The organism is Natrinema amylolyticum (genome assembly GCF_020515625.1).
Classification (GTDB): domain Archaea; phylum Halobacteriota; class Halobacteria; order Halobacteriales; family Natrialbaceae; genus Natrinema; species Natrinema amylolyticum.
The window spans coordinates 282,109-304,608 of sequence record NZ_JAIWPJ010000004.1; the positions used below are offsets into that span (position 1 = coordinate 282,109).

General features: G+C 57.5%; 13 protein-coding genes and 1 pseudogene. 11 read left to right on the plus strand and 3 right to left on the minus strand.

Going from position 1 to position 22,500, the window contains the following annotated elements; all coding sequences use genetic code 11:
- Positions 1-412: 412 nt before the first annotated feature.
- From LDH66_RS19975 to LDH66_RS19985, 3 genes are all read right to left on the minus strand, one after another.
- Positions 413-1,642 (minus strand): MFS transporter, encoded by a 1,230-nt coding sequence (locus LDH66_RS19975; RefSeq protein WP_226482841.1) that lies wholly within the window; start codon positions 1,640-1,642, stop codon positions 413-415.
- Positions 1,643-1,945: 303 nt separating this feature from the next.
- Entirely contained in the window at positions 1,946-2,464 is a 519-nt protein-coding gene (locus tag LDH66_RS19980; RefSeq protein ID WP_226482842.1) for a universal stress protein, read from the minus strand.
- A 103-nt stretch (positions 2,465-2,567) separates the two neighbouring features.
- A complete protein-coding gene (locus tag LDH66_RS19985) occupies positions 2,568-4,667 on the minus strand; it encodes a beta-glucosidase family protein (protein ID WP_226482843.1) in 2,100 nt (699 codons plus the stop codon).
- A gap of 223 nt (positions 4,668-4,890) precedes the next feature.
- On the opposite strand from LDH66_RS19985, the gene LDH66_RS19990 reads away from it, so the two are divergent.
- The 11 genes and pseudogenes from LDH66_RS19990 to LDH66_RS20040 all read left to right on the plus strand — a co-directional run bounded on the left by LDH66_RS19990 (position 4,891) and on the right by LDH66_RS20040 (position 22,467).
- Positions 4,891-5,241, plus strand: coding sequence for a DUF8160 family protein (locus LDH66_RS19990; protein WP_226482844.1), 351 nt, complete (start codon positions 4,891-4,893; stop codon positions 5,239-5,241).
- A gap of 697 nt (positions 5,242-5,938) precedes the next feature.
- Entirely contained in the window at positions 5,939-6,712 is a 774-nt protein-coding gene (locus tag LDH66_RS19995; protein WP_226482845.1) for an IclR family transcriptional regulator, read from the plus strand.
- 478 nt (positions 6,713-7,190) lie between these two features.
- On the plus strand, positions 7,191-8,615 hold the full coding sequence (locus LDH66_RS20000; RefSeq protein ID WP_226482846.1) for an ABC transporter substrate-binding protein: 1,425 nt from the start codon (positions 7,191-7,193) through the stop codon (positions 8,613-8,615).
- 113 nt (positions 8,616-8,728) lie between these two features.
- Positions 8,729-9,700 carry a carbohydrate ABC transporter permease gene (locus LDH66_RS20005; RefSeq protein ID WP_226482847.1) on the plus strand — a complete coding sequence of 324 codons (972 nt, stop codon included), beginning with the start codon at positions 8,729-8,731 and terminating at the stop codon, positions 9,698-9,700.
- Positions 9,701-9,731: 31 nt separating this feature from the next.
- Positions 9,732-10,613 (plus strand): carbohydrate ABC transporter permease, encoded by an 882-nt coding sequence (locus LDH66_RS20010; protein ID WP_226482848.1) that lies wholly within the window; start codon positions 9,732-9,734, stop codon positions 10,611-10,613.
- A gap of 112 nt (positions 10,614-10,725) precedes the next feature.
- On the plus strand, positions 10,726-11,877 hold the full coding sequence (locus LDH66_RS20015) for an ABC transporter ATP-binding protein (RefSeq protein ID WP_425492977.1): 1,152 nt from the start codon (positions 10,726-10,728) through the stop codon (positions 11,875-11,877).
- Between the two features lie 320 nt (positions 11,878-12,197).
- Positions 12,198-13,442 carry a mandelate racemase/muconate lactonizing enzyme family protein gene (locus LDH66_RS20020; protein ID WP_226482850.1) on the plus strand — a complete coding sequence of 415 codons (1,245 nt, stop codon included), beginning with the start codon at positions 12,198-12,200 and terminating at the stop codon, positions 13,440-13,442.
- 1,829 nt (positions 13,443-15,271) lie between these two features.
- On the plus strand, positions 15,272-16,030 hold the full coding sequence (locus LDH66_RS20025; protein WP_226482851.1) for an IclR family transcriptional regulator: 759 nt from the start codon (positions 15,272-15,274) through the stop codon (positions 16,028-16,030).
- A 155-nt stretch (positions 16,031-16,185) separates the two neighbouring features.
- Positions 16,186-16,502 (plus strand): annotated as a pseudogene (locus tag LDH66_RS20030) (transposase domain-containing protein); the annotation flags it as partial.
- Between the two features lie 411 nt (positions 16,503-16,913).
- Positions 16,914-19,163: a glycoside hydrolase family 3 N-terminal domain-containing protein gene (locus LDH66_RS20035; RefSeq protein ID WP_226482852.1), complete on the plus strand. Its 2,250-nt coding sequence runs from the start codon at positions 16,914-16,916 to the stop codon at positions 19,161-19,163.
- Positions 19,164-19,257: 94 nt separating this feature from the next.
- Positions 19,258-22,467 carry a PAS domain-containing sensor histidine kinase gene (locus LDH66_RS20040; protein WP_226482853.1) on the plus strand — a complete coding sequence of 1,070 codons (3,210 nt, stop codon included), beginning with the start codon at positions 19,258-19,260 and terminating at the stop codon, positions 22,465-22,467.
- Positions 22,468-22,500 lie beyond the last annotated feature (33 nt).

A 22,500-nucleotide genomic window follows, 5' to 3' on the forward strand; every position in this document is an offset into this window, starting at 1 on the left:
GAAAGTGGAATCAATCACGACGCCGAATTCGAACTGGCTGCTTATTGTACTTTTGCACTCCATTTCGAGACATCTCCCAATATAATTCTAAAACTCGCAAAAGTAAGTGCGCCATATGATAAAATTACCTTACAGATAGAATTATATGCCGTGACCGATACCTATCGAGACACTATATTTGTATATGAAATATATAATAATATTCCAGTGAATGATATGTAGATGGTACGTTGGGGGATTCCCCTCTCAGGGCTGTTCGTAAGTCGTTCGCTACCAACGCGGGGTGATACCGTGACGGCAGCGGCGACGACCTCGCTCGGCCGCCGCTTCGGCGGCGTTCCGCGTTTCGATTAGTCGTATCGATCAGTGCGCGTCTGTGAGTATTTTCGATGCCACCTCTACTGACACGGACTCAGTCGTTCGGCTGCGTTGCGGGCGTTGTTCCGGGGTTCGAGCGCTGTCGGAGCCCCACGACAACGAAGAGGACCATGAGCGCGAATCCGAGCCCACCGATCGCCAGCAGCGCCTGGCCGGTGCCCAGTCGCGCGATCAGCGGTTCGGCCGCGATCGGTGAGATGAACATACCGAGGAACTGCGTCGTCGTGACGCCACTGAGAGCCCGACCGCGGTACTGCTCGGTGACGCGCGCTGCCACCCAGTAGTTTATCGTCGGCGTAAGCAGTATCAGTCCGGCGCCCGCGATGACGATCCCTGTGACGATGATCCAGTAACTCTCGGTCACACTGGCGACGATGAATCCGATTCCGGTCGCGGCGAAGATGCCGGCGATGATCGAGATGGGACTGAATCGCTCGCGGATACGATCGAAGTTCAGCGACACGAGCCCGGCGACGATCGAGACGATTGCGATCGCGATCCCAGTCATCGTGCCGCTGACCGACGTGACCATCTGTAGGTAGAACGGAATCTCGACGTTGATCTGGTTGTACCCGATCATACCGATGAACATGGTCAGATAGACGCCTGTCAGGAACGCGAGGGGGAGTTCGCCGAGGATGTTACGCAATTCGGTGAGTGACGGCAGCGAAGAGCCATCGCTCGCCGTCTCGACGTCGGGTTCGTCGATGAAGCGGACGACGAGCGGGACCATGAGCAGCGCGATGAGATAGGTGAGGAACACGGTCCGCCAATTGAGGTCGGCCATGATACCGCCGGCGATCATGGCGACCGCGGCTCCGAACGGCATCATCGCGCCCTGCCAGCCCATCACGGTCTCTCGGCGCTTGCCCGTGAAGTAGTCCGCGATCAGCGTCGTGACGCTCACCATGATCCCGGCGACGGCGATCCCGAGGAAGATTCGGGTTCCGAGGATCAGGTACAGCGAATCGAGGAAATAGGCCAAACTGGGCCCGATTCCGTAGATAATCATCGAGACGATTAGGACGGACTTTCGGCCGTAGCGGTCGACGAGCACGCCGATGATCGGCGCGAAGATGGCGATAATCAAACCAGTCAATGTACTGACTAGTTGAGCGAGGACGCCGGCGTTTGGCACCGACGGGAACGCCGCTTCGATCGCCGGCAACACCGGATTGACGATTCCACCCGAGAGTGCGGGCAACGTGGCCGCCAGCATGAGCGTCGCGATCGTCGCCCACGGAGTCGACTGTCGGTCCGTCATTGCGACACCACTCCGTCGGCCATCGGGTCAATCGTCCGTGTCTGTCGCGTCGATCGGTCCGTGAGCGGATTGGAACCGTTCCGGCGTCGGTTCCGTCGCCTTCTCGAACAGCTATTCGAGCCGATAGCACTCGCTCTATTGATCATATCTGACATTTTGTGTCGTCCGTGTGTCTGGTAATCGAACCCAGCGTGTAGAAAAACATTTACATTAACTATAGTAAAGCATTACGGTTGCGGTGAACACGTCTGTTAGAGGTGGGAGGGGAGCTGAAGAACCGGATACCGTTCGATACCGTACCCGTCAGGCGTCGCGGACGAACGTGACCGGACACGGAGCCGAAAGCAGAACGTCCTGTGCGACGCTTCCGAAGACGACCTTGTCCGTCGGCGACCGGTGTCGACCGCCGATAACGATCCGATCGGCGTCGCTCTCCCTCGCGAGCGTGACGAGGGCCTCTCCCGAATCGCCGATCACACCGCGCGTCTCGGCCGTGACGCCGGAACTCTCTAAGCGATCGACGACTGCCCGGACGGTTTCGTGCCGAGTGATGGCATCGTCGACGTCGGAACCGTCGGCGTCGGCGATCTCGGACCGATCCAGCACGTCGTCGTATTCGTCGTCCGAGAGTACGGTCGGTCGGTGCTGCCCGGCGATCGGTAATGCGCTCTCCGAGATCGTCCCCGACTCCGCCGGGACCACGTGCGCGACCGTCACGAGTGCATCGACCGGCTCGGCGAGCTCGACCGCGGTTGATGTCAACTGTTCGACTCGCGTCTCATCGCGATTCCCGACCGCGAGGAGGATAGTTTCCAGTGCCACGGGGCTGGCTACTCAGTTCGACTGCAAAAGGGTACGCATGGCCACAAACGATGCCGTCAATGAGTGCTCGAGACCGAGCGCGGGGTTGGTCGGTGGCCCGTTTCTACACGTCTACGTCGAACGTCGCCCGAACGTCCCGCGAGGAGCGGCCGACGAGCACAGTGTTCGGTCCGTCAGCGATCGTCCAGCCGTCAGTCTCGTCGTAATACGCGAAGTCGTCACGGTCGAGCGAGACGGTCACTGTCGCCTCTTCGCCGGACTCGAGCGTCACCTTCTCGAAGCCGACGAGTTCGCGGTCGGGACAGTCGACTGGGGCCGCCGACTTCCGCGCGTACACCTGGGCGACCTCCGTCCCGATCCGATCGCTAACGTTGCGGAGGTCGACGGTGACCTCGTACCCGTCGTCGGTCTCGCTGACGGTCGCGTCGTCGTACTTGACGGTCGCGTACGACAGGCCGTGCCCGAAGGGGAACAGCGGCTCGATCTCGCGATCGTCGAAGTATCGGTAGCCGACGAAGACGCCCTCATCGTATCGGGCTTCGCCGTCTACGCCGGGGAAGGCCGCTTCGTCGGCCGTCGGGTAGTCCACGGCAGAGCGGCCGAACGTGACCGGGAGCCGACCGCCCGGATCGGCGTCGCCGAACAGGACCGCTGCGAGCGCCTCGCCGTCGGCTTGGCCCGGATACCAGGTTTCAAGGACAGCGTCGACCGCATCGAGCCAGGGGAGTTCGACGGGGCCGCTGGTTCGGAGAACGACGACGGTCCGGTCGGCCCCCTCGGCAACGGCCGAAATGAGCTCGTTCTGGTCGCCGGGAAGTTCGATGTGGTCTCGGTCTTTGAACTCCGTAGCGTTATCCTGTGCGACGATCACTGCGCAGTCGGCGGTTTCCGCGGCCGACACGGCGTCGTCGATGCTTGCGTCCGCAGCATCGGTGACTGACTCGTCCACGTCCGCATCGTCGAAGAACGACGATTCGGCGATCGGCGGAACGCCCCGCTCGAACGAGAGGTCGGCCGCTCGCTCCGCGAGCCCGTCGTGCGGGCTGGTCTCAGTGATCGGTGACACCTCCGACGAGCCGCCCCCGCCCAGTTTGGCGGCGTCGGCGTTCGGCCCGATTAGCGCGATCGAATCGCTCTCGTCGAGGGGCAACGCGCCGTCGTTGGTCAGCATAACGGTCCCGTCGACCGCGATCTCTCGCGCCAGCTGGCGGTGCTCGGGCGTGTCGAGTTCGCCCTCGTGTTCGTCGTCCTCGAAGCGGCCGACCGATTCCATCAGGCGCAGTAGTCGCGAAATCTTCTCGTCGAGGATCGACTCGTCGACCGCACCGGACTCGATGGCTTCCCGAAGCGGCTCACCGAAGTAGGCCGGCACGTCCGGAATGGGCGGCAGTTCGCCGTCCTCGTCGTCCGGACCGTCCGCGTCGTCATCCGCCTCGTCTGGGAGATACGCCTCAAGTTCGACGCCCGGCATCTCGATATCGAGCCCGGCCAGCGCCGCTTCGACGGTGCTCCGGGTTCCCCACCAGTCGGAGACGACCAGGCCGTCGAACCCCCACTCGCCTTTCAGTACGTCCGAGAGGAGGCGTTCGTGGTCGCTCATGTGAACGCCGTTGACTCGGTTGTACGCGGTCATCACCGATAGAACGTCGGCCTCTTCGACCGCTGCACGAAACGCCGGCAAGTAAATCTCTCGTAACGCTCGCTCGCTCACCTCGGCGCTCACCTCGTAGCGGTTCGTCTCCTGGTTGTTCGCGACGTAGTGTTTGACCATTGCCGCGACGCCCTCGGACTGGATCCCGTCGATAGTCCCGACGCCCATCCGGGCGGTGAGATGCGGATCTTCGCTGTAGTATTCGAAATTCCGTCCCCCGTGCGGTGTCCGAATGATGTTGACGCCCGGTCCGAGCACGACGTCCTGATCGTGTGCGGCGGCTTCTCGGCCGAGTGCGGTACCGAACGATCGGGCCACGCTCGAGTCCCACGAGGACGCGAGTGCGATCGACGAGGGGAACGCGGTGGCCTGCTCGCCCAGTGCTCGTACGCCGAGGGGGCCGTCGACCATCGTCAGTTCGGGAATGCCGACCCGATCGTTACCGGGCACGTAGCCGGTCGCCTTCCCGTTCGGATCGAGAGACCCGTGGACGAGATCGATCTTCTCCTCGAGCGTGAGGTCGTCGACGAGTGATGCGCTATCGGACTGCATTCTATCGCTCCTCCGTGTGCTCCATACAGTTAGTACGAAATCGATTCATGGGTTATAATACTACGGTCTCCGGGAAAGACCGCTCGTTCGATCGCCGTTCGGACTTGCGGACCAAACTTATAAGCGCCTCTCTCGGCAACGGTGTATTGATGGTACGACTAGCAGTACTTCGACGCCGATCGAATCACGGACAGCGGACGGACGACCGAGGTGCTGTCTACCGATGACCGACGAAACCGACCGATCGAACGACGACACCGGGACCGACGATGCGGAATACGCGAAGTTCTGGGTGAACACGGAGGACGACTACGAGCCGGTCGACGTCACGAACGTCAAAGAGGAGTGGGAGAACCTGACGATCTACCTCCCCGACGGGCTCCGGAACGAGATCGAACTGGCCTTTCGGGAGGCCAGCTACGAATGCATGCGCACCGAAAACTACGATCTCCAAAAGCTGCGTGACTTCTACCCGCTTTTGATCGTCCTCGGACTCGAGAGTCTGGAGAGTATTGAAGGTCAGGACATCACTGATATCCTCGCGTACAGCGCCGTCGAGTACGAGCTCGAGTAGGTGGAGCGCCTGCCAAGCGAGTCGAAAGTACTCGCGGTGGCCCGGTGAACGGGGAAATATCGATTCCGAACACCAATTTACATATATATGTATGTAATGCGCCTGCTCGGACTATTCGAGTCCATCTCAAAAATCGGCCTGTAAGTACGGAAGGTATTACTCTCAATACTTCCTTCGATCGAGTTGTTCTTCTAGTGATTTCCCAGTTGAACGATTGATAAGAGTAAATTCGGTGACTAAAATCATCTCTCTCTCTCTCTCTCTCTCTCTTTCAGGAGCAACCAAGCGAGCATAGATATTACATATTATAGATGAGTCTACTAGTTCCCTTACGGAGAATAATTACAACACTATGGTTGTAACTCCAACGAAATATCCTTACATCCTCACGTTTGTAATTTGGTTGCAGTTGGTCCCGAATATTCTATTGTTGCCATCGCGGATAAGAATAATTCAGCTCCTTTCCGGCGTATCCCGGGTTCTGAGCGTAGGTTCGTCAGTGGGGAACATGTAATACGGAAGCGTTGCTCAGCCCGATAGAATGATACGAGTTGGAACATCAGGATTTTTCGTAATATAGCGGAGAATTGTTATCGTATTGGAAATGGAACGCAGTAGAACTGTTCCATTCTCCCTCCAGCATTTTGTTCCCACCTCGGGAACATTCTTATGTACCTGGGAGATAATTCGCATACATATGGCAAACCCAATCGAAGAACGTCGCGGCCGACGGATACAGTCGGTAGAGATCGCTTTCAGTATCATCGAAGTTATCCAAAATCGCGGCCAAATTGGGGTTACCGAGATCGCAGAGGAACTGGATCACTCGAAGAGTACCATCTACAGTCACCTCAAGACACTCGAAGAGCAGAAACTGCTTGTCAAGGAGGTCGACGGTTACCGGCTCAGTCTCAAAATCCTTGATATGGCGAAGGATGTTCGAAGTCAGATCGGCAACTACGACATAATCAAGAGCGAACTCGACGAACTGGCTGAGGAGACGGGTGAGATTGGGCATTTCGGTGTTGAGGAGCACGGAAAAGTGTCGTATCTATACAAATCGGCTGGCGAGCAGGCTGTCGAGACGATATCGCACGCGGGTATGCAACAGCCGATGTACTCGACGTCACTCGGGAAATCGATCCTCGCGTACCTACCGGCGGAGCGGGCAGAGAAGATCGTCCAGTCGGTAGACCTCGAGGCGAAAACGTCCGAGACGATCACCACTCCGGAGAAACTGTATGAGGAACTCGACCGCATCGAGGAACGTGAGTACGCTATCGACGACGAGGAAAACATCGAGGGATTGCGATGTGTCGCCGCACCGGTCAGGAATGGAGAGACCGTACTTGGTGCCATCAGCGTCACGGGACCGTCGAGTCGAGTCACTGATGAGCGTCTTCATGGCGATCTCGCGGACAGCGTCCAGCGGGCTGCGAACATCATCGAGCTCAACACGAAGTTCTCATAACCGAAGCCGCCCGACTGCGCGGCGACTATTGGTGATAAGTACGGAGAGAGGTGATTACCCGTTCGCGATAGCCCAAGAGAGATCTGAGAACGATGTAGAACAGTACTGATGTCCTCGCTCCTCCTTCTCCTCGAAGGTCACTCCGAACAAATTTCTCTCGTACCATCGGTGAGAAGGGGTGAGACCTCAATCGGTCTACTCGCGTTCCTCCAGACCACCGGTTCGATCGCCTCGTCCACGCGTGTTTCAAGTGCTATCGCTCGCTCGATTCGGCAGAACACCGCCTTTGGCCTCGCGGCGGTGGCTTGCTCCTCCCGTGCGACGACGGCGGTCTCACCAGTCGCGACGGTGCCCCCCAGTTTGAATTCCAGAACCGGATTACCTCCTCAGCTGACTGATCATTTGCTGTGATTATAGTGTAGGAGAAAATCACTTAATACCCAACATTTATATTCTACTGTGATAACGACCATGGTGTATGGTATCAGACCGTGATATGTCTCGACGAAACGTATTGAAAGTCGCCTCCGTAACCGGCGCAGCATCCCTCGCGGGATGTATTGGCGGTTCCGGAAGCGAATCAGAAGGTCCGTCGGGGACGCTCGGTGACTGGAGTCTCGACATCAACTCCCCAGATCCAGTCCAAGATCGTATCAGTGGTGCAGAGTGGACACCTCCAGAGTACGACGACGAGGCGGTCGCCAACGGGTTCGACCGCATGAATCTGGGCGGAATGGAGAACGATCCCGCGACGGGCTGGTTCGAGGACTACTTCAACGAGAAAACGGGGATTACGTCGACACCTGTTACGGTTCCATCGGCAGATGCCGTCTCAAAAATGCGGACACTGCTTTCCTCTCAGTCGGAAAGCCCGGCCGTCCTGCAGATTTCACAGGAATTCTTCATGGACTTCGTGTCCCAGGGATGGCTAGAGCCCGTTGATAATCTCTGGACAGAGGAAGCGTATGAACTGTTCCCGCCGTACTTTCAGGACCAGCTCACTACGGATGTCGACCAATCACTCGACGGGGAGCATACGTACATCAGCGTGGCGATTTCTGAAGCCCATGGACTTAATTACAACCCTACCGTCCTCCAAGAGCTAGGATTTGACGCTGATTTCTACGACAGTGCTACCTGGGCAGACATTCGAGAAGTGTGTGAAGAGGCAGATTCACACAGCGGCGACTACCACGGTTGGGTCTGGTACGGGAGCGGTAATCGGTACCCTGTTTACCCCTTCCTTCGCCAAACGTGGTCGAGAGGCGGTAGTTTTGTCCAGGATGACGGGACAGTAGTCGTTAATAACGATGCGGCTGTAACCACGCTGGAATGGCAGAGCCAGATGATCGCTGACGGTCTCCTTCCGGATGTAATGCAGTACGGTGAAGGCGGTCCCTCGGACCTCTTCCTCGGTGGCAACCTCGCTGGATTCGGCGGTAGTATCGGGCTTATGGGACTCGCCCGAGAAGAATGGGGCGAAGACACCGATCAGTACGATATTGCGCTCCTCCCACGAGGAGAGAACGGCGAGCACGTTAGCTACATGAATACCGACTTCTTGGCGATCAACCGCTTCGCACCTCCCGAAAAGAAGCGCGCCGGGATGGTGTTCATGGATGGCGGACGCAGTGCTATCGCCAGCGCACAGGAGTACGATCAGGAAGGGAACTACCCGGCCAACACGATGGCGTGGGAACACGAACTGCTCTCCGATGCACAATATAAAGAAACGGCCCAGCGAATCGGCGAAACGGCGAAGGTAGAACTGTGGCCCAACCAGATCGAGACATACGATTCACTGGTCACGCAACTTCAGGAAGCGTGGCTCGGGCAGAAATCCCCTCAAGAGGCTCTCGACTCGGCGCAGTCGGAGGTCGACAGCATTCTTGAGCAGAACTGAGTTCGGTACTACTGGGATGCAGAACCGATCGATTGCGATCTGCGCAGTTCTGCATCAGACCCAATTTATAGAGAATAACTAAAATTAAATTTAAAAAATAAAGTATAAATAAAATGACTACAAGAGAACTAATAAACTTCGTCCGCGAGGGGGCTTTCGGCCGCTTCAGCGGGGAAGAAACGGGCGAGATCGGTCCAATACGGGAATTCATCAATGACCACTTCATGCTCTTTGTGCTCACGCCACCGTTGTTCGTGTTGGGCACGCTGGTACTGCTCCCTTCGAGCTACCTGCTGTGGTCGAGCGTTCACGAAGCTCGGACATGGGGGTCCGACGTGTTCGTCGGTCTCGAGAACTACGTGGCGATATTCCAAGATCCCATGTTCTATCTTTCCCTCCAACACTCTGTCATGTATGTGATAGGGTCAGTGTCGCTCGCGTTCGTTCTGGGCCTTACAGCGGCTCTCGCGATCAACCAGGTCGCATCGAAACGTGTGAGGAGCACATTCACTGTGCTCATCCTGCTCGCGTGGGCAGTCCCACTCGTCGTTACTGGCCTCATCTGGCGATTCATGCTCCACGCCGACTACGGGATTGTCAATTCGCTTTTGATAGAAGCTGGAGTGATTTCGACGAAGCTCGGGTTCGTTTCGGATCCATCGCTGGCCTTCATCTCGGTCGTCGTCGTGGACGCCTGGGCACGTGCCCCGTTCGCGGCAATCCTCCTCTTGGCGGGTCTCCAAACGATTCCTGACGACCTCTATGAAGCTGCGAGGGTGGACGGTGCAAACTTCTTCCAGAAGTTCCGTCACATCACGATCCCGCACCTGAAACCGCAGGCGGCTATCGCCCTCGTGATCATGTCGATGTTCGCGTTCCGGACGTTCTCTATCGTCTTCGCACTCACTGGAGGAGGTCCAGCGAACTCCACGCGAGTACTGGCAACGTACATTTATCAAGCCGGTATCAACCAGGGTAACGTCGGATACGCCTCCGCGCTATCGGTCGTCATGATCCTCATAACGATGGTGTTCGTCACGTTCTACGTCCTACAAATCCAAGAAGACGCACTCGAAACTGCATAATTATAACACAATGTCGATCACTAACCGAATTATGGATACGGATCAGCAGTACAGGATCAGTCAATCAATTGGGAGGTTTCTCCAGAGCAAGTACGTCATCACAGCGGTTCTCACGTCGTTAGTACTCTACTTCACGTTCCCCATCTACTGGACCTTTGTTTCCAGTCTGAAGACGCTCGACGGGATCCACAAGTTCCCACCGAGTCTCGTACCGGGAGGAGGGGAACTCGTCGATCCAATCTGGATAAACTACACTACCCTCCTGTTCGAGAAGTCATTCAACATGTTCACGTTGAATAGCCTCTTCGTAGCTCTCGCGACGACCGTAATCGTTGTCACCTTCGGGACGCTCGCAGGCTACGGGTTCTCGCGATTCCGATTCCCGTACGATGATTACGTTTTCATCGGGATCCTCGGCGCACGGCTCCTCCCGCCGATTGGGATGCTCGTGCCATTCTACCGGATGTTCGGTCAGTTGAACCTGATCGATACCCGTCTCGCACTTATCGTTGTCTACACGTACATGAACCTCCCGCTGGTGATTTGGCTCATGCGAAATTACTTCATCTCGATTCCTGCAGATCTCGACGAAGCGGCCTATATCGATGGCTCCACACGGTTTCAGACGTTCAAGGATATCATCCTCCCGCTCGCGAAACCGGGGGTCGCTGCGTGCGCGATTCTGACGTTCCTATTCTCGTGGCGAGAGTTCCTGTTCGCCTTCGCGCTCACATTTACGCCCGGTGCAAAGACGATCCCTGTCGGTGCGATGATGATGATCGAGGACGTCGTCGTTCTGTGGAACTATTTGGCTGCCGGTGGCTTCATCGCCATGCTTCCGGCGCTGCTGTTCGTCATCCTCTTCCAGCGCCATATCGTCAGCGGGCTGACCGCAGGAGCGGTTAAAGGATAGACTTAATAATCATGCATGACACTCCCAAACAGCGATACAGTCTCAAAAATAGACTCAACACGGTACTCCAACAATGAGCGAGCCAAAAGAGAAATCGAGTGACGAGAAGAGCATGACCGTTCCAGCTAACGATATTACAAACGAGTCGTATCTCGAGATCGATAGCCTAACCAAGATTTACGACGACGGAGACGATGGTGTTGTCGCCGTCGACGATATGAATATCGACATCGCCGACGGGGAATTCCTAGTGTTCGTCGGACCTAGCGGCTGTGGGAAGACAACGACGCTCCGTTCAATCGCCGGTCTTGAGGAGATTACGGAGGGACAGATCATCATCGACGGCGAGAACGTCGAGGGACAGGCTCCTCGCGAGCGGGACGTCGCCATGGTCTTCCAGACGTACGCGCTGTATCCGCATATGAGTGTCCGCGAGAACATGGAGTATCCGTTGAAGGTGAGAGGGATGCCAGAGGACGAACGAAAGCGACGCGTTCAGGAGAGCGCGGAACTCCTCGAAATCACGGAGCTACTTGACCGGCAGCCGAAGGACCTCTCCGGAGGACAACAGCAGCGCGTCGCGCTCGGCCGTGCAATCGTCCGCGAGCCTCGCGTCTTCCTGTTCGACGAGCCACTTTCGAACTTAGATGCAAAGCTGCGCGTCCACATGCGGACGGAGCTGAACAAGCTTCACAACCAGATCGGGAAGACGTCTATATACGTTACCCACGACCAGGCGGAAGCGATGACACTCGGCGATCGCATCGTCGTCATGGACGAGGGTGAAGTGCAGCAGGTCGCACCACCCCAGCAGGTGTACGATCATCCCATAAACGAGTTCGTTGCCGGGTTTATCGGGAGCCCTCAGATGAACTTCTTTGACGCGACGGTAGACCCGAACGCTGGCGAGATCAGAACCGATGCATTCACGCTCCCATACCCCGAGTGGATGCGAGAGCAGATCGGCCGTGATAGTGAGTTCGATGCCCGGTTCGGCGTCCGTCCCGAAGACATTAAAGTTGAAGCGGCTTCTCGAGACGTGACCGCCGAGAGCCATGCGACAGCTGACGTCGTCGTTGTCGAGGAGATGGGTTCCGACTTCTTCCTTACACTCACTAACAACGGCATCGAGTATCAGGCCATCGTCGAGCCAAATACCGACATCAGACGGGGTGATACGATCAGTCTCGACTTCAATCTCAATAAGTGCCATTTATTCGACAGTGAATCTGGCGAATCCCTCGTCCATACCTCCGGCCGGTAATTCACACTTGTCGTCCGGCTACTAGCGAGAAGTAATACGATTTCTCGCTCTCTCTTCTGATCAGCTAATTTTCACCGGTGTCTCCGTCTTCTTTGCTTCTCAGCCATCGGTGAATGGTCCCCCCAGAAGAGCGTTGTCATAATACTGTTTGTCTTCCCTCTCTCGTAGCGAAACACACCTTCGTGGATCCCGGTTCGGAGGTGCATTCTGGACGAAGAGTACTACGGCTTTGCCCGTTCTGTCGTCGACGTCGATCTGTTAGTCCATTCCATGAGAAGGTCTCCCAATGATTTATGAATCTGGATATAATGATGGCTGATATGGACATAACCGACGTCCAAGGGTACGCATTATCCTCTCCTATCGAGCCGGCACAAGACCGCCCCTTCCACGGTGGAACACGGCGTCTGAACAAACGTGATGTCGTACTCGTCGTTATCGAGACGCAGGACGGGCGTCGCGGATTCGCGACGGCTGGTGCGAGCAGCTCTGCCATGCGTGAGTACTTTGAGGGTGATTCTCAGGGAACCTTTGCAGACGTCGTCGGTGGTGCGGTCGCCGACGCGCTGGAGGGCGAAACGATCAACGAAATAACGGACTCACATGACCTCCTCTCTGACTCCAACCTCCCCGCTCACCTCCGTACGGAAGCGATCTCAGCGGTCGACGTGGCTCTGTGGGACCTGCGCGGCAAGGAACTCGGCACACCGGTCTATGAACTGCTCGCAGACGACTACGGTACCGAGCCGTCAACGGAGATGCCGCTCTATGCCAGTGGCGGAATGTACATGGAGCCTGAGGGCTATGCCGAACAGGCCGAAGTGCTCGAGGCGGAGGGCTTCTTCGGCTACAAGTACCGGCCGGGAATCGGTCCGGACGGGGATCGCCGGACGGTCGAGCTTCTCGCGGACACGACCGATGAAATGGAGTTCATGCTCGATTCTCATACCTGGTGGAAGCTCCGTCGACAATACGGGGAAGAGGTAGTACGGGACTTAGTTAAGCACGCTACGGACCACGGAGCATATTGGATTGAGGAACCAGTCGAACCGGACGATCACGCGGGCTATACCGCGCTTGCAGAGACCGGCGCACCTCTCGCGGGGGGTGAGAGTAAAGAATCCCCTGCGGATCTCGTCGCGCTCGGCGAAACCGGTGCCGTCGACTTTCTGCAGGGTGATGTCCGCCACCACGAGGGGTTCTCCGGGTGCGCCCCGGCGATCGAGTTCTGCAACGGCAGGGATGTCGAGTTCGTCCCCCACAACTTCGGTACGTGGCTCGGCCTCCTCGCGAACGCGCACCTCGTCGCAGCCGCACCCGATGTTCGCCTGCTGGAGTATCCCGTCTTCGAAAACGATCCACTAATTGACGGCCAGCCCGACCCTGGAATGTATCCGTTCGAGTTAGCGTTCGACATCATCGAGGGAGAGCCGACCATTGACGATGGGATACTGACGGTTCCGGACAAACCTGGCCTCGGTATCGACGTGAACCTCGATATTATTTCGGACTATCCGTTCGTTGAAGGCCCGTGGACGGAGTTCCATTACAATGGGGACGAATAGAATACGATACTAAGCACCGGCGTGTGTCCACGGCCCAAAGGCCGTGTATTGCGCCTCTCCAACGTATGATCCCGCAGCGGCGAATAGAACGATAGCCGAATTCGCCATTATGACGAGCGTGAGCATCGCGGCGGAGAGAAGCGTACTCGAGACGAGGTACAATCGGTCGCTGACGCAGTCGGTCGAGAATACCGCTCGGAAGTCGTCCGTACCTGTACACGAGTCAGAGGACGGTCAATAGCAACTCTGGTGATCTGAGTGAGAATCTGTAGCTCGTCTGCAACTGCGAGAGTAATATCGGATAGCTTATTCGAACGCTGATCGAGGGCGGCCAGCCGAAGTCACGACGATCGACGTTTTTCTGCGCCCATCCGCCCAAAGCGTTTCCACAATCCGTATCGGCGTTGAAGCGGAGTGAGAGTACTGTCTAATTTCAATTTCTCCGTTTCTGTATCGACTCACTCGAGTTCCCACTCGTCAGTACTAGACCGAGTATCTCACGAGTTTTCTCGGCTGGTCCATCCTTCCGCTTATATCCTAACGCTCGGGATTCCTCCGCCTTCTGGCGGAGGTGGATGGCAATCGTTCTCCTCTGAAGCGCCTCATTCGACTCGGGGTTCGTCATTTGACGTGGATACCTTTATTATATGTCGTACTGATAGTGCGGTGTACGATGCGCTGCAACAGTTGTAACTGCACGTTGGTTGCGCCATACGAATATCCCCTATTCATGTGCGAGGAGTGTGGGTATGTTCCACCACAGGGAGCCGACTAACGCTGTACGAAAACAGCTATTGGGAGTCATCAGTGTTTAGTATCGCTTCGGCTATTCCTTTCGAACAGTGATAGAGTACTGCCGTCGATCTCAGTAATCCGTTCCGACGTTCTATAGTTCCTCGCACGCCAGTTCTCGTCTACCGTCGTCTCCAATTTGCTGATATCCGGATGGGCCATGAGCGGCAGTTCATCGCTCAGTTGAGCGTCGTTTCAATTTATCGCCATACTGATGCTCAGACCACTACCCGATCCCATCACTAATTCTCTCACAGAGAAAATAATACACACTTCCCGCAGTTAACAACCTCGATAAACCTGCACTCAGTTCCTAGAAACCAGGGGAAAATAAACGAAACTAGCCTGCGGCAACCCTCAATACCTCCGATATCGCGGTATTCGAATCTATCTTGAATTCTCTACGAGTGAATTTCCTGTAGAGCGGATAAGCGTTTTCCGTCAGCCAACTGATCGTGTGGCTCCGGAGATCGTCGGTAGTTCGCTGTCAGCCGTTGGATTCCGATAGCGCACTCACCATGATTACATCGTCCGAATCGGATCAGACAGCCTTCGTTCTCTTATAGATCAGATTTATTATTGCAGGTGAATTTTTCCTCCGGTCACTGTTCACAACCGTAATCCCGCAAACATTTCCCCTTAAATCGACCGCTTTCCAGTACTAATTTTGTGCTCTTTCTCTGATTCCATGTATCGCTTACGATAGTATGGCTGTAAATTACTTCTAAAGCCATTTACGATACCACAGTTGTGAAAATATCTGACTATCACTGCCTTGTCGAAGATGTGATGATTTCTCTATTGGAGAAATCCCCCTCAGATCAGTGCTGCGGCCTGTGAAGGGAGCGCGTTTTGTCTTGAACACCGTACCATCGCTCGGTTTGGGAGGACCAGAACACCGATGGGAACTGATATCGCGTTTCGTCCTCTACTCTTTGAGCAGCGGTATACATCATAAATCTGCTATCTTGGCCGTTGTCTTCCATTATTCTCTATTAAAGAAAACTATTATAATGGCGCGTATCGAACCGGTGGCTGTGGGATACAAAGCCAAACACCCGGTCAAGGCGACCGAAACGACTCTCCAGATCATCGACCTCCTCCAAGAGATAAACAAAGCGGGCGTGACAGAACTCGCCACGAAACTCGACCTCGCTCCCAGTGCCGTTCACAACCACCTCAGCACGCTTCAGGAGCACCGATACGTCGTCAAAGACGGATCAAAGTACCGACTAGGGCTCCGGTTTCTCGAGTTAGGTGGATACACGCGCCACCGGATGGAACTCTATAATACGGCGAAACCGGAACTCAAACCGCTGGCAAAGGAGACGGGCGAAAAGACGAACCTCATGGTCGAAGAGCACGGGCTCGGAATCTATATCTACCGCTCTATGGGGAACGAAGCAATTCAGATCGATACGTACACGGGTGAGTCCGCATATCTCCATAACACTGCGCTTGGAAAGGCAATTTTAGCTCATCTTCCGAAAGAACGAGTGCAGGAGATTGTCGACCGCCACGGACTTCCGTCCGCGACCGAGCGAACGATCACAGACGTCGATGAACTGTTCGAAGCGCTTGCGGAGATTCGAGACCGAGGCTTTGCCTTCGACGATGAAGAGCGGATAAACGGACTCCGATGCGTTGCAGTTCCGCTCTTGGATGACGAGGAGGCCATAGGTGCGATAAGCGTCACCGGCCCGAGGAGTCGGATGACTGATGAACGGTTCCGAGAAGAGATACCCAATAAACTCTCTCAGAAGGCGAACCTGATTGAACTCGATTTGAGCTACTGATCGTTTCGTCTCTTGATCGATGATCCATAGCGGCGGTCGTTCGTCTCGACAGCGGAACGCGAAGCGTTCTGAGGAGGGTGACGCCGCTGCTGACCGCTACTAATAAAAAATTTGCCAATATAAACGAGGGATATTATTAGGAACAAAATGCAATACTCATTCTCGATATCGCAGTTTTCGGACGGCGAGGCACCGATCCAGCCGCTGGGTTTCTGCATTGGTTGACCGAGAAATACGTTCTCTCTGATACCGCGTTTCTCGTTGATGGCTGCGGCTATCTGGCAGCTCTCTTGAGTAGGATGAGCGGTCAGGTCGACTATATCGATCGAAATTGTATCGAAACGTGGTTTCAAACGCTCAAAATGTTCGTTGACCGCTTCTGCAACTCATGGTCGGCAGTCGGTCGAGCGTCAGAGCATGGGTTGAACAGTTTGGACACTACTATCCTATGAGGAGACCGACCAGTCACTGAAAAGATGAATACCAGAGACGGTGCTCCGCTAGACGATGACGACGTTCGATAGTATATGAATAGAATATATATTATATATATTACTATTTCTCCCAAACCCTTATAGCGAATATAGCGAAAATCCCGGTTATACTCGCCTAATACGTGATATTATCGCTTCGAACCGTATCGTCCCGCTGGTGAATCGAATATAGAAAACACCCTTAGATAAGCTCATATACGGGTATTAGTCCGATATCTATATAGATGTCAATTCAATCTGAAATATATGCTATCTGCCTTCTTCGTCAAAGTACCCGATAATGAGCATGTATCTTCCGAGCAAATAATTCAACGAGGCATCGGGCGACTCGACTCGAGACGATCGGCGGATCCCGGCGCTTATTACGCGCCTCACGAAATCATTCGCGAATGGTTGACGAGGCGACGCCGACGTACGAAGACGGTGATGCGTCCGTCGACGAGCGGGTAGCCGATCTCCTCGATCGCATGACGCTCGCGGAGAAAACCGGACAGCTGACCGGCGTCTTCTCGTCCGACGCCCGCGCCGATCCCTACGGGAGTCACACGCTCAAAGACCTCGAGTCTCTCGTTCGCGAACGACGGATCGGGTGGGTCACTCCGTTCGCGACCGGCTTCTCGACGCACAACAGTCCGGCCGTCGTCCCTCGCATCGCAAACCGCTTACAGCGGATCGCGCGCGAAGAGACCAGACTCGGGATTCCGCTGCTCGTCCCGGTCGATGCAGTCCACGGTCACGCGAACGTCGCAGGAGCGACCGTCTTTCCACACAACTTGGGGATGGCGGCAACGTGGAATCCGGCACTGGTTCGGCGGGCCGCTCGCGTGACGGCGACAGAGATGCGTGCGACCGGCGCGACGGTCAACTACTCACCCAATGCGGACGTCGCCCGGGAACCGCGGTGGGGACGGACCTATGAGACCTACGGCGAAGCCCCCCATCTCGTCGGTGAACTGGCGGCGGCGGAAATCGACGGGCTGCAGGGCGGAATGGACGACGCTGGACTCGGCGGCTCGAACTCGGTTGCGGCGACCGTCAAACACTTCCCGGCCTATAGCGCCCCGCAGCGAGGGGAAGACGCGGCACCGAACGACGTCTCGATGAGCACGCTCCGCCGGGTGTTCGTCCCGCCGTTCGAACGCGCGATCGACGCCGGCGCGGCCGCGGTGATGCCGTCGTACAGTTCGGTCGACGGCGAACCGATCCACGGCTCTCGTCGCTTCTTGACCGACTTGCTGCGCGAGGAACTCGGATTCGAGGGCCTCGTCCTCTCGGACTGGCACGGCGTCGCGTTCCTTTACAGTCAACACCGGACTACACCGTCGCTGAAAGCCGCGGTCGATCAGGCGACGCGGGCGGGGCTCGACGTGGCCTCGATCGGCGGCCGAGAGTACGCGGATCTACTGGTCGACTCGGTCGAAGCGGGCACGATATCCGAGACGCGACTCGACGAGAGCGTTCGCCGGGTCCTCGAACTCAAGTTCCGTCTCGGGCTGTTCGACGATCCCTACGTAGACCCAAGCAACGGCCGCGACGTAGTCGGCAGGAGCGCCCATCGAGACCTCTCACTGACGAGCGCACGCGAATCGCTCGTTCTCCTTCAGAACGACGACGTGTTACCGTTCGGCGACGAGACCGAGGAACTCCTGGTGACGGGACCGAACGCCGACTCCCTCGATACGCTCTGTGGAGGCTGGACCGTCGCCGGCCTCTCGCGGAATCACGGGACGACGGTCCGCGACGGCCTCGAGACGGTGACTGACACGGAGACGACGGTCTCGTTCGAACCCGGTGCGTCAATCAGTTCGGCGACGGATATCGACGCGGCCGCCGACGCCGCCGCCGCGGCTGACGCGGCAGTCGTCGTCCTTGGGGAGAACTGGTACGTCCACGAGTTCGGGCCGGAGTCCATGACGGGGACGAACGACGAGTTCCCGACGCGAAGTCAGCTCGAGCTTCCGGCGGCACAGACGCGACTGCTCGAGCGCGTCGCGGAAACGGGGACGCCGACGGTCGCGGTCGTTGTCGCGGGACGGCCGCTGGCGATACGACCGGAGAGTCGGCTCGCCGATGCCGTTTTGATGGGATTCTATCCGGGGTACGAGGGTGGCCGGGCGATCGCCGATATCCTCGTCGGGGAGGCGAACCCCTCCGGGAGACTCCCGATTTCGATCCCGAAATCCGTCGGGCACCTGCCGACGGTCCACGACTACTGTCCGTCCCCGCGGCCGCTCGGCGATGATAATCATCCGCCCGCGTACGATCCGCTGTTCACATTCGGCCACGGCCTGAGTTACACCGATTTCGAATACGAGTCGCTCACCTGCTCCGACGACCGTCTGGACCCTGCGGACGACCTCACAGTGACGGCAACGGTGTCGAACCGCGGCTCGCGAACCGGGACGGAAGTCGTCCAACTCTTCGTTCGTGATGTGGTCAGTTCTCGCGTGACACCGGTTCGGGAACTGACCGGGTTCGAACGGCTCTCGATAGCGCCCGGTGAACGGAACCGAGCGACGTTTACGCTCACTCCGTCGGATCTGGGCATCATCCGTTCCGACGGGACGTCCGTCGTCGAACCGGGGCGATTCGAGGCGATGAGCGGCGGTTTGTCGGCCGATTTCACCGTCACGGAGTGAATCCCCTTCTTTGTCCGGCGGAGACGAATTAATTTCGCAGTCGCTGTCCCTCTGAACGTCAAGCGTTTATGGGGGAAGACCGAGATATGAATCCATGGAATCCCCCGGCTCGGCACCGGATATCACTCGGGAGGAGGTGCGGGGTGTCTTCGCGCAGTTCAAGCAGCCGTCGACACCGATCACTGCCGACGACGTCGCCGACACTCTCGACTGTTCGCGGCAAACTGCACGACACGGTCTGGCGGACCTCGTCGACCGCGGTGAACTCCGGACTCGGAAGCTCGCTGATACGACACGAGTCTGGTGGCAGTCCGAACCCGGACAGCTATCCGAGGAACCTGATAGAGCGGAGTTCGCTTCCTTCGTGAGCGCCGTCGAGGACTACGCCATTTTCATGCTCGATCCCGACGGGACCGTCGTCAGTTGGAACGAGGGCGCGGAACGGATCAAGGGATATCGGGAGGACGAGATCGTCGGCGAACACTTCTCGACCTTCTACACGGACGCCAATACCGTCGAGGGAGTGCCCGAGCAAAACCTCGAGGCGGCGACGGACGCGGGTCGGGTCGAAGATGAGGGCTGGCGCGTCCGCAAGGACGGCACTCGATTCTGGGCGCACGTCACCATCACCGCGATTCGCGACGATGACGGGACGCTCCGGGGATTCACGAAGGTCACGCGCGACATGACCGAGCGGCGCGAATACGAACAGCGACTGCGACGGGAACGCGATCTCACCGAGCAGATCCTCGAGACCGTTCCGGTCAGTATCTGCGTACTGACCGCTGACGGTGAGTTCGTCCGCGCGAACCAGCGAATGCTCGATCGGATCGAGGCTACGGAATCGGAACTCGCCGATTACAGCATCGATTCGTGGGAGATCTACGACGAGACCGGAGATCCAATTCCGATCGAAGAGTGGCCATGGACGCGGGCCATCGATACCGGCGAACCCGTTTACGAGTATCAGTGTCAGGTCGAACTCCCGGGAATCGGTCGCCGGTGGCTTTCGCTCAATGCCGCGCCGCTCGAGGAGGGAGAACGGGACGAGACGCGAGTCGTCGTGTCCGTGGACGACATCACCGAGCAGAAAGAACGCGAACGGCAGCTTCGCCGCCAGTACACCCAGACCGAGCAACTGTTGCGAACCGCACCGGTCGCCATCGCAGTACAGGACGCCGACGGTGAGACGGTGATGGCGAATCAGCGGGCACAAGATGCCCTCGGCCTTTCGGAACAGGAACTCATCGAGGAACCCGACGATGCCGATGACTGGGTGATCTACGATGCGGATGGCGAACCCGTTGCCCCGGAGGAGACGCCGGCTGCCCGCGTTTTAGCGACCGGGAACGCAGTGGTCGACGAAGAGCTCACGATCGATCCGCCGGACGGGGACCGAATCCGGTTCCGGGTGAACGCTGCACCGCTTTTCGGCTCCGACGGGTCGATCGACCGCGTCGTCACGGCCGCGAAGGACATCACCGAGCTCAAAGAACGCGAACGGCAACTCGAACGGCGCAAGACGGAACTCGAGACCGAGCTGAGTCAGATCCTGGATCGGATCTCCGACGCCTTCTACGCGCTCGACGACGAGTGGCGGTTCACCCACCTCAACGAGCAGGCCGCCGAAATCATGGACCAGTCCAGGGACGCGGTGCTCGGCCGAGAACTGTGGGAGGTGTTCCCCGATGCGACGGAGGGCGTGCACTGGGAAGAGTTTCAGACAGCGATGGAGACCCAGGAGCCGGTCAGCTTCGACGTATACAGTGACACTCTCGAGGCTTGGTTCGAGTTCAATGTGTATCCGTCCGAGTCGGGACTGTCGATCTACTTCCGCGACGTGACCGACCGGGTCGAACGGGAACGAGAACTGGCGAAGTACGAAACCATCGTCGAGACGATCAACGACGGCATCTACGTCAAAGACGAGGAGGGATACTTCACGATGGTCAACGACGCGTACGCGGAGATGACCGGCTATGACCGCGACGAGCTCGTCGGGGCACACGCATCACTGGTCGTCGACGAAGCCACGATCGACCAGTCGGGAGAGAGAATGGGGACGGCCGACGACCGGGCGGGGACGCCGCGCATGGAAGCGGATATCAAGACCGCAGCGGGTGACCGCATCCCCGCTGAGGGGACGTTCGCGACGTTACGAACCGGGGACGAGCGGGAAGAAATCGGTGTCGTCCGAGACATCACCGATCGGAAGGAGCGCGAGCGGGCGCTCCGCGAGCGTGAACGCCGCCTCAAACGGTACAAGGAGTACACCGACGATATCTTGGACGCCGTCGATGACGTCTTTTACTTACTCGACGAGAACGGCGATCTGCAGCGGTGGAACGAGAGCCTCAGTGACGTAACGGGGTTCTCGGAGGGCGAGATCGGATCGATGAACGCGCTGGAGTTCTTCGGTGAGCCCGAGCGCGAGACCATCGCGGCCGCGATCGAGGACGGCTTCGAGACCGGGGACGTGCAAGTGGAAGCGGAATTCCGTACCAAGAGCGGGGAGCGCGTTCCGTACGAGTTCGTCGCATCGACGCTCGAAGACCCCGACGGGAACGTCGTTCTCGCGGGTCTCGGCCGAGATATCACCGACCGCCGGGAGTACGAGCGCATGCTCGAGGAGTCCAACGAACGGCTCGAACAGTTCGCCTACGCCGCGTCACACGACCTTCAGGAACCACTGCGGATGATCACGAGCTACCTGCAACTCCTCGAAAACCGCTACGCTGACGACCTCGACGAGGACGCGGCGGAGTTCATCGAGTTCGCCGTCGATGGCGCGGAACGGATGCGCGAGATGACCGAGGGTCTGTTGCAGTACTCGCGGGTCGAAACGCAGGGCGACCCGTTCGAACCGATCGATCTGGACGACGTTCTCGAACACGCGATCGAGAACCTCGAACTCAAGATCGAAGAGACCCGCGCGGAGATCGAGTCAGAATCGCTTCCGCAGGTCCTCGGAGATAGCAGCCAACTCCAGCAAGTCTTCCAGAACCTGATCAGTAACGCGATCGAGTACAGCGGCGACGAGCCACCGCAGGTCCGGATCGCTGCCGAGCGAGACGGGTCTGAATACGAGATCTCGGTCCGCGACGAGGGGATCGGGATCGATCCCGCGGATCAGGACCAGATCTTCGACGTCTTCCAGCGCCTTCACAGCCACGAGGAGCATCCGGGAACGGGGATCGGCCTCTCGCTCTGTCAGCGGATCATCGAGCGCCACGGTGGCGAGATCCGGGTCGACTCCGAACCTGGCGAGGGAGCGACGTTCTCCTTTACGCTTCCCCCAGCGTGATCCCGCCGTATTGGGATCAGCACGACGAGCGGT

Excerpts from the sequence above, each read along its gene's own strand:
- LDH66_RS19975 (WP_226482841.1), bottom strand. The coding sequence starts at position 1,642 with ATGACGGACCGACAGTCGACTCCGTGGGCGACGATCGCGACGCTCATG.
- LDH66_RS19985 (WP_226482843.1), bottom strand. The coding sequence starts at position 4,667 with ATGCAGTCCGATAGCGCATCACTCGTCGACGACCTCACGCTCGAGGAG.
- LDH66_RS19990 (WP_226482844.1), top strand. The coding sequence starts at position 4,891 with ATGACCGACGAAACCGACCGATCGAACGACGACACCGGGACCGACGAT.
- LDH66_RS19995 (WP_226482845.1), top strand. The coding sequence starts at position 5,939 with ATGGCAAACCCAATCGAAGAACGTCGCGGCCGACGGATACAGTCGGTA.
- LDH66_RS20000 (WP_226482846.1), top strand. The coding sequence starts at position 7,191 with ATGGTATCAGACCGTGATATGTCTCGACGAAACGTATTGAAAGTCGCC.
- LDH66_RS20005 (WP_226482847.1), top strand. The coding sequence starts at position 8,729 with ATGACTACAAGAGAACTAATAAACTTCGTCCGCGAGGGGGCTTTCGGC.
- LDH66_RS20010 (WP_226482848.1), top strand. The coding sequence starts at position 9,732 with ATGGATACGGATCAGCAGTACAGGATCAGTCAATCAATTGGGAGGTTT.
- LDH66_RS20015 (WP_425492977.1), top strand. The coding sequence starts at position 10,726 with ATGACCGTTCCAGCTAACGATATTACAAACGAGTCGTATCTCGAGATC.
- LDH66_RS20020 (WP_226482850.1), top strand. The coding sequence starts at position 12,198 with ATGGACATAACCGACGTCCAAGGGTACGCATTATCCTCTCCTATCGAG.
- LDH66_RS20035 (WP_226482852.1), top strand. The coding sequence starts at position 16,914 with ATGGTTGACGAGGCGACGCCGACGTACGAAGACGGTGATGCGTCCGTC.
- LDH66_RS20040 (WP_226482853.1), top strand. The coding sequence starts at position 19,258 with ATGGAATCCCCCGGCTCGGCACCGGATATCACTCGGGAGGAGGTGCGG.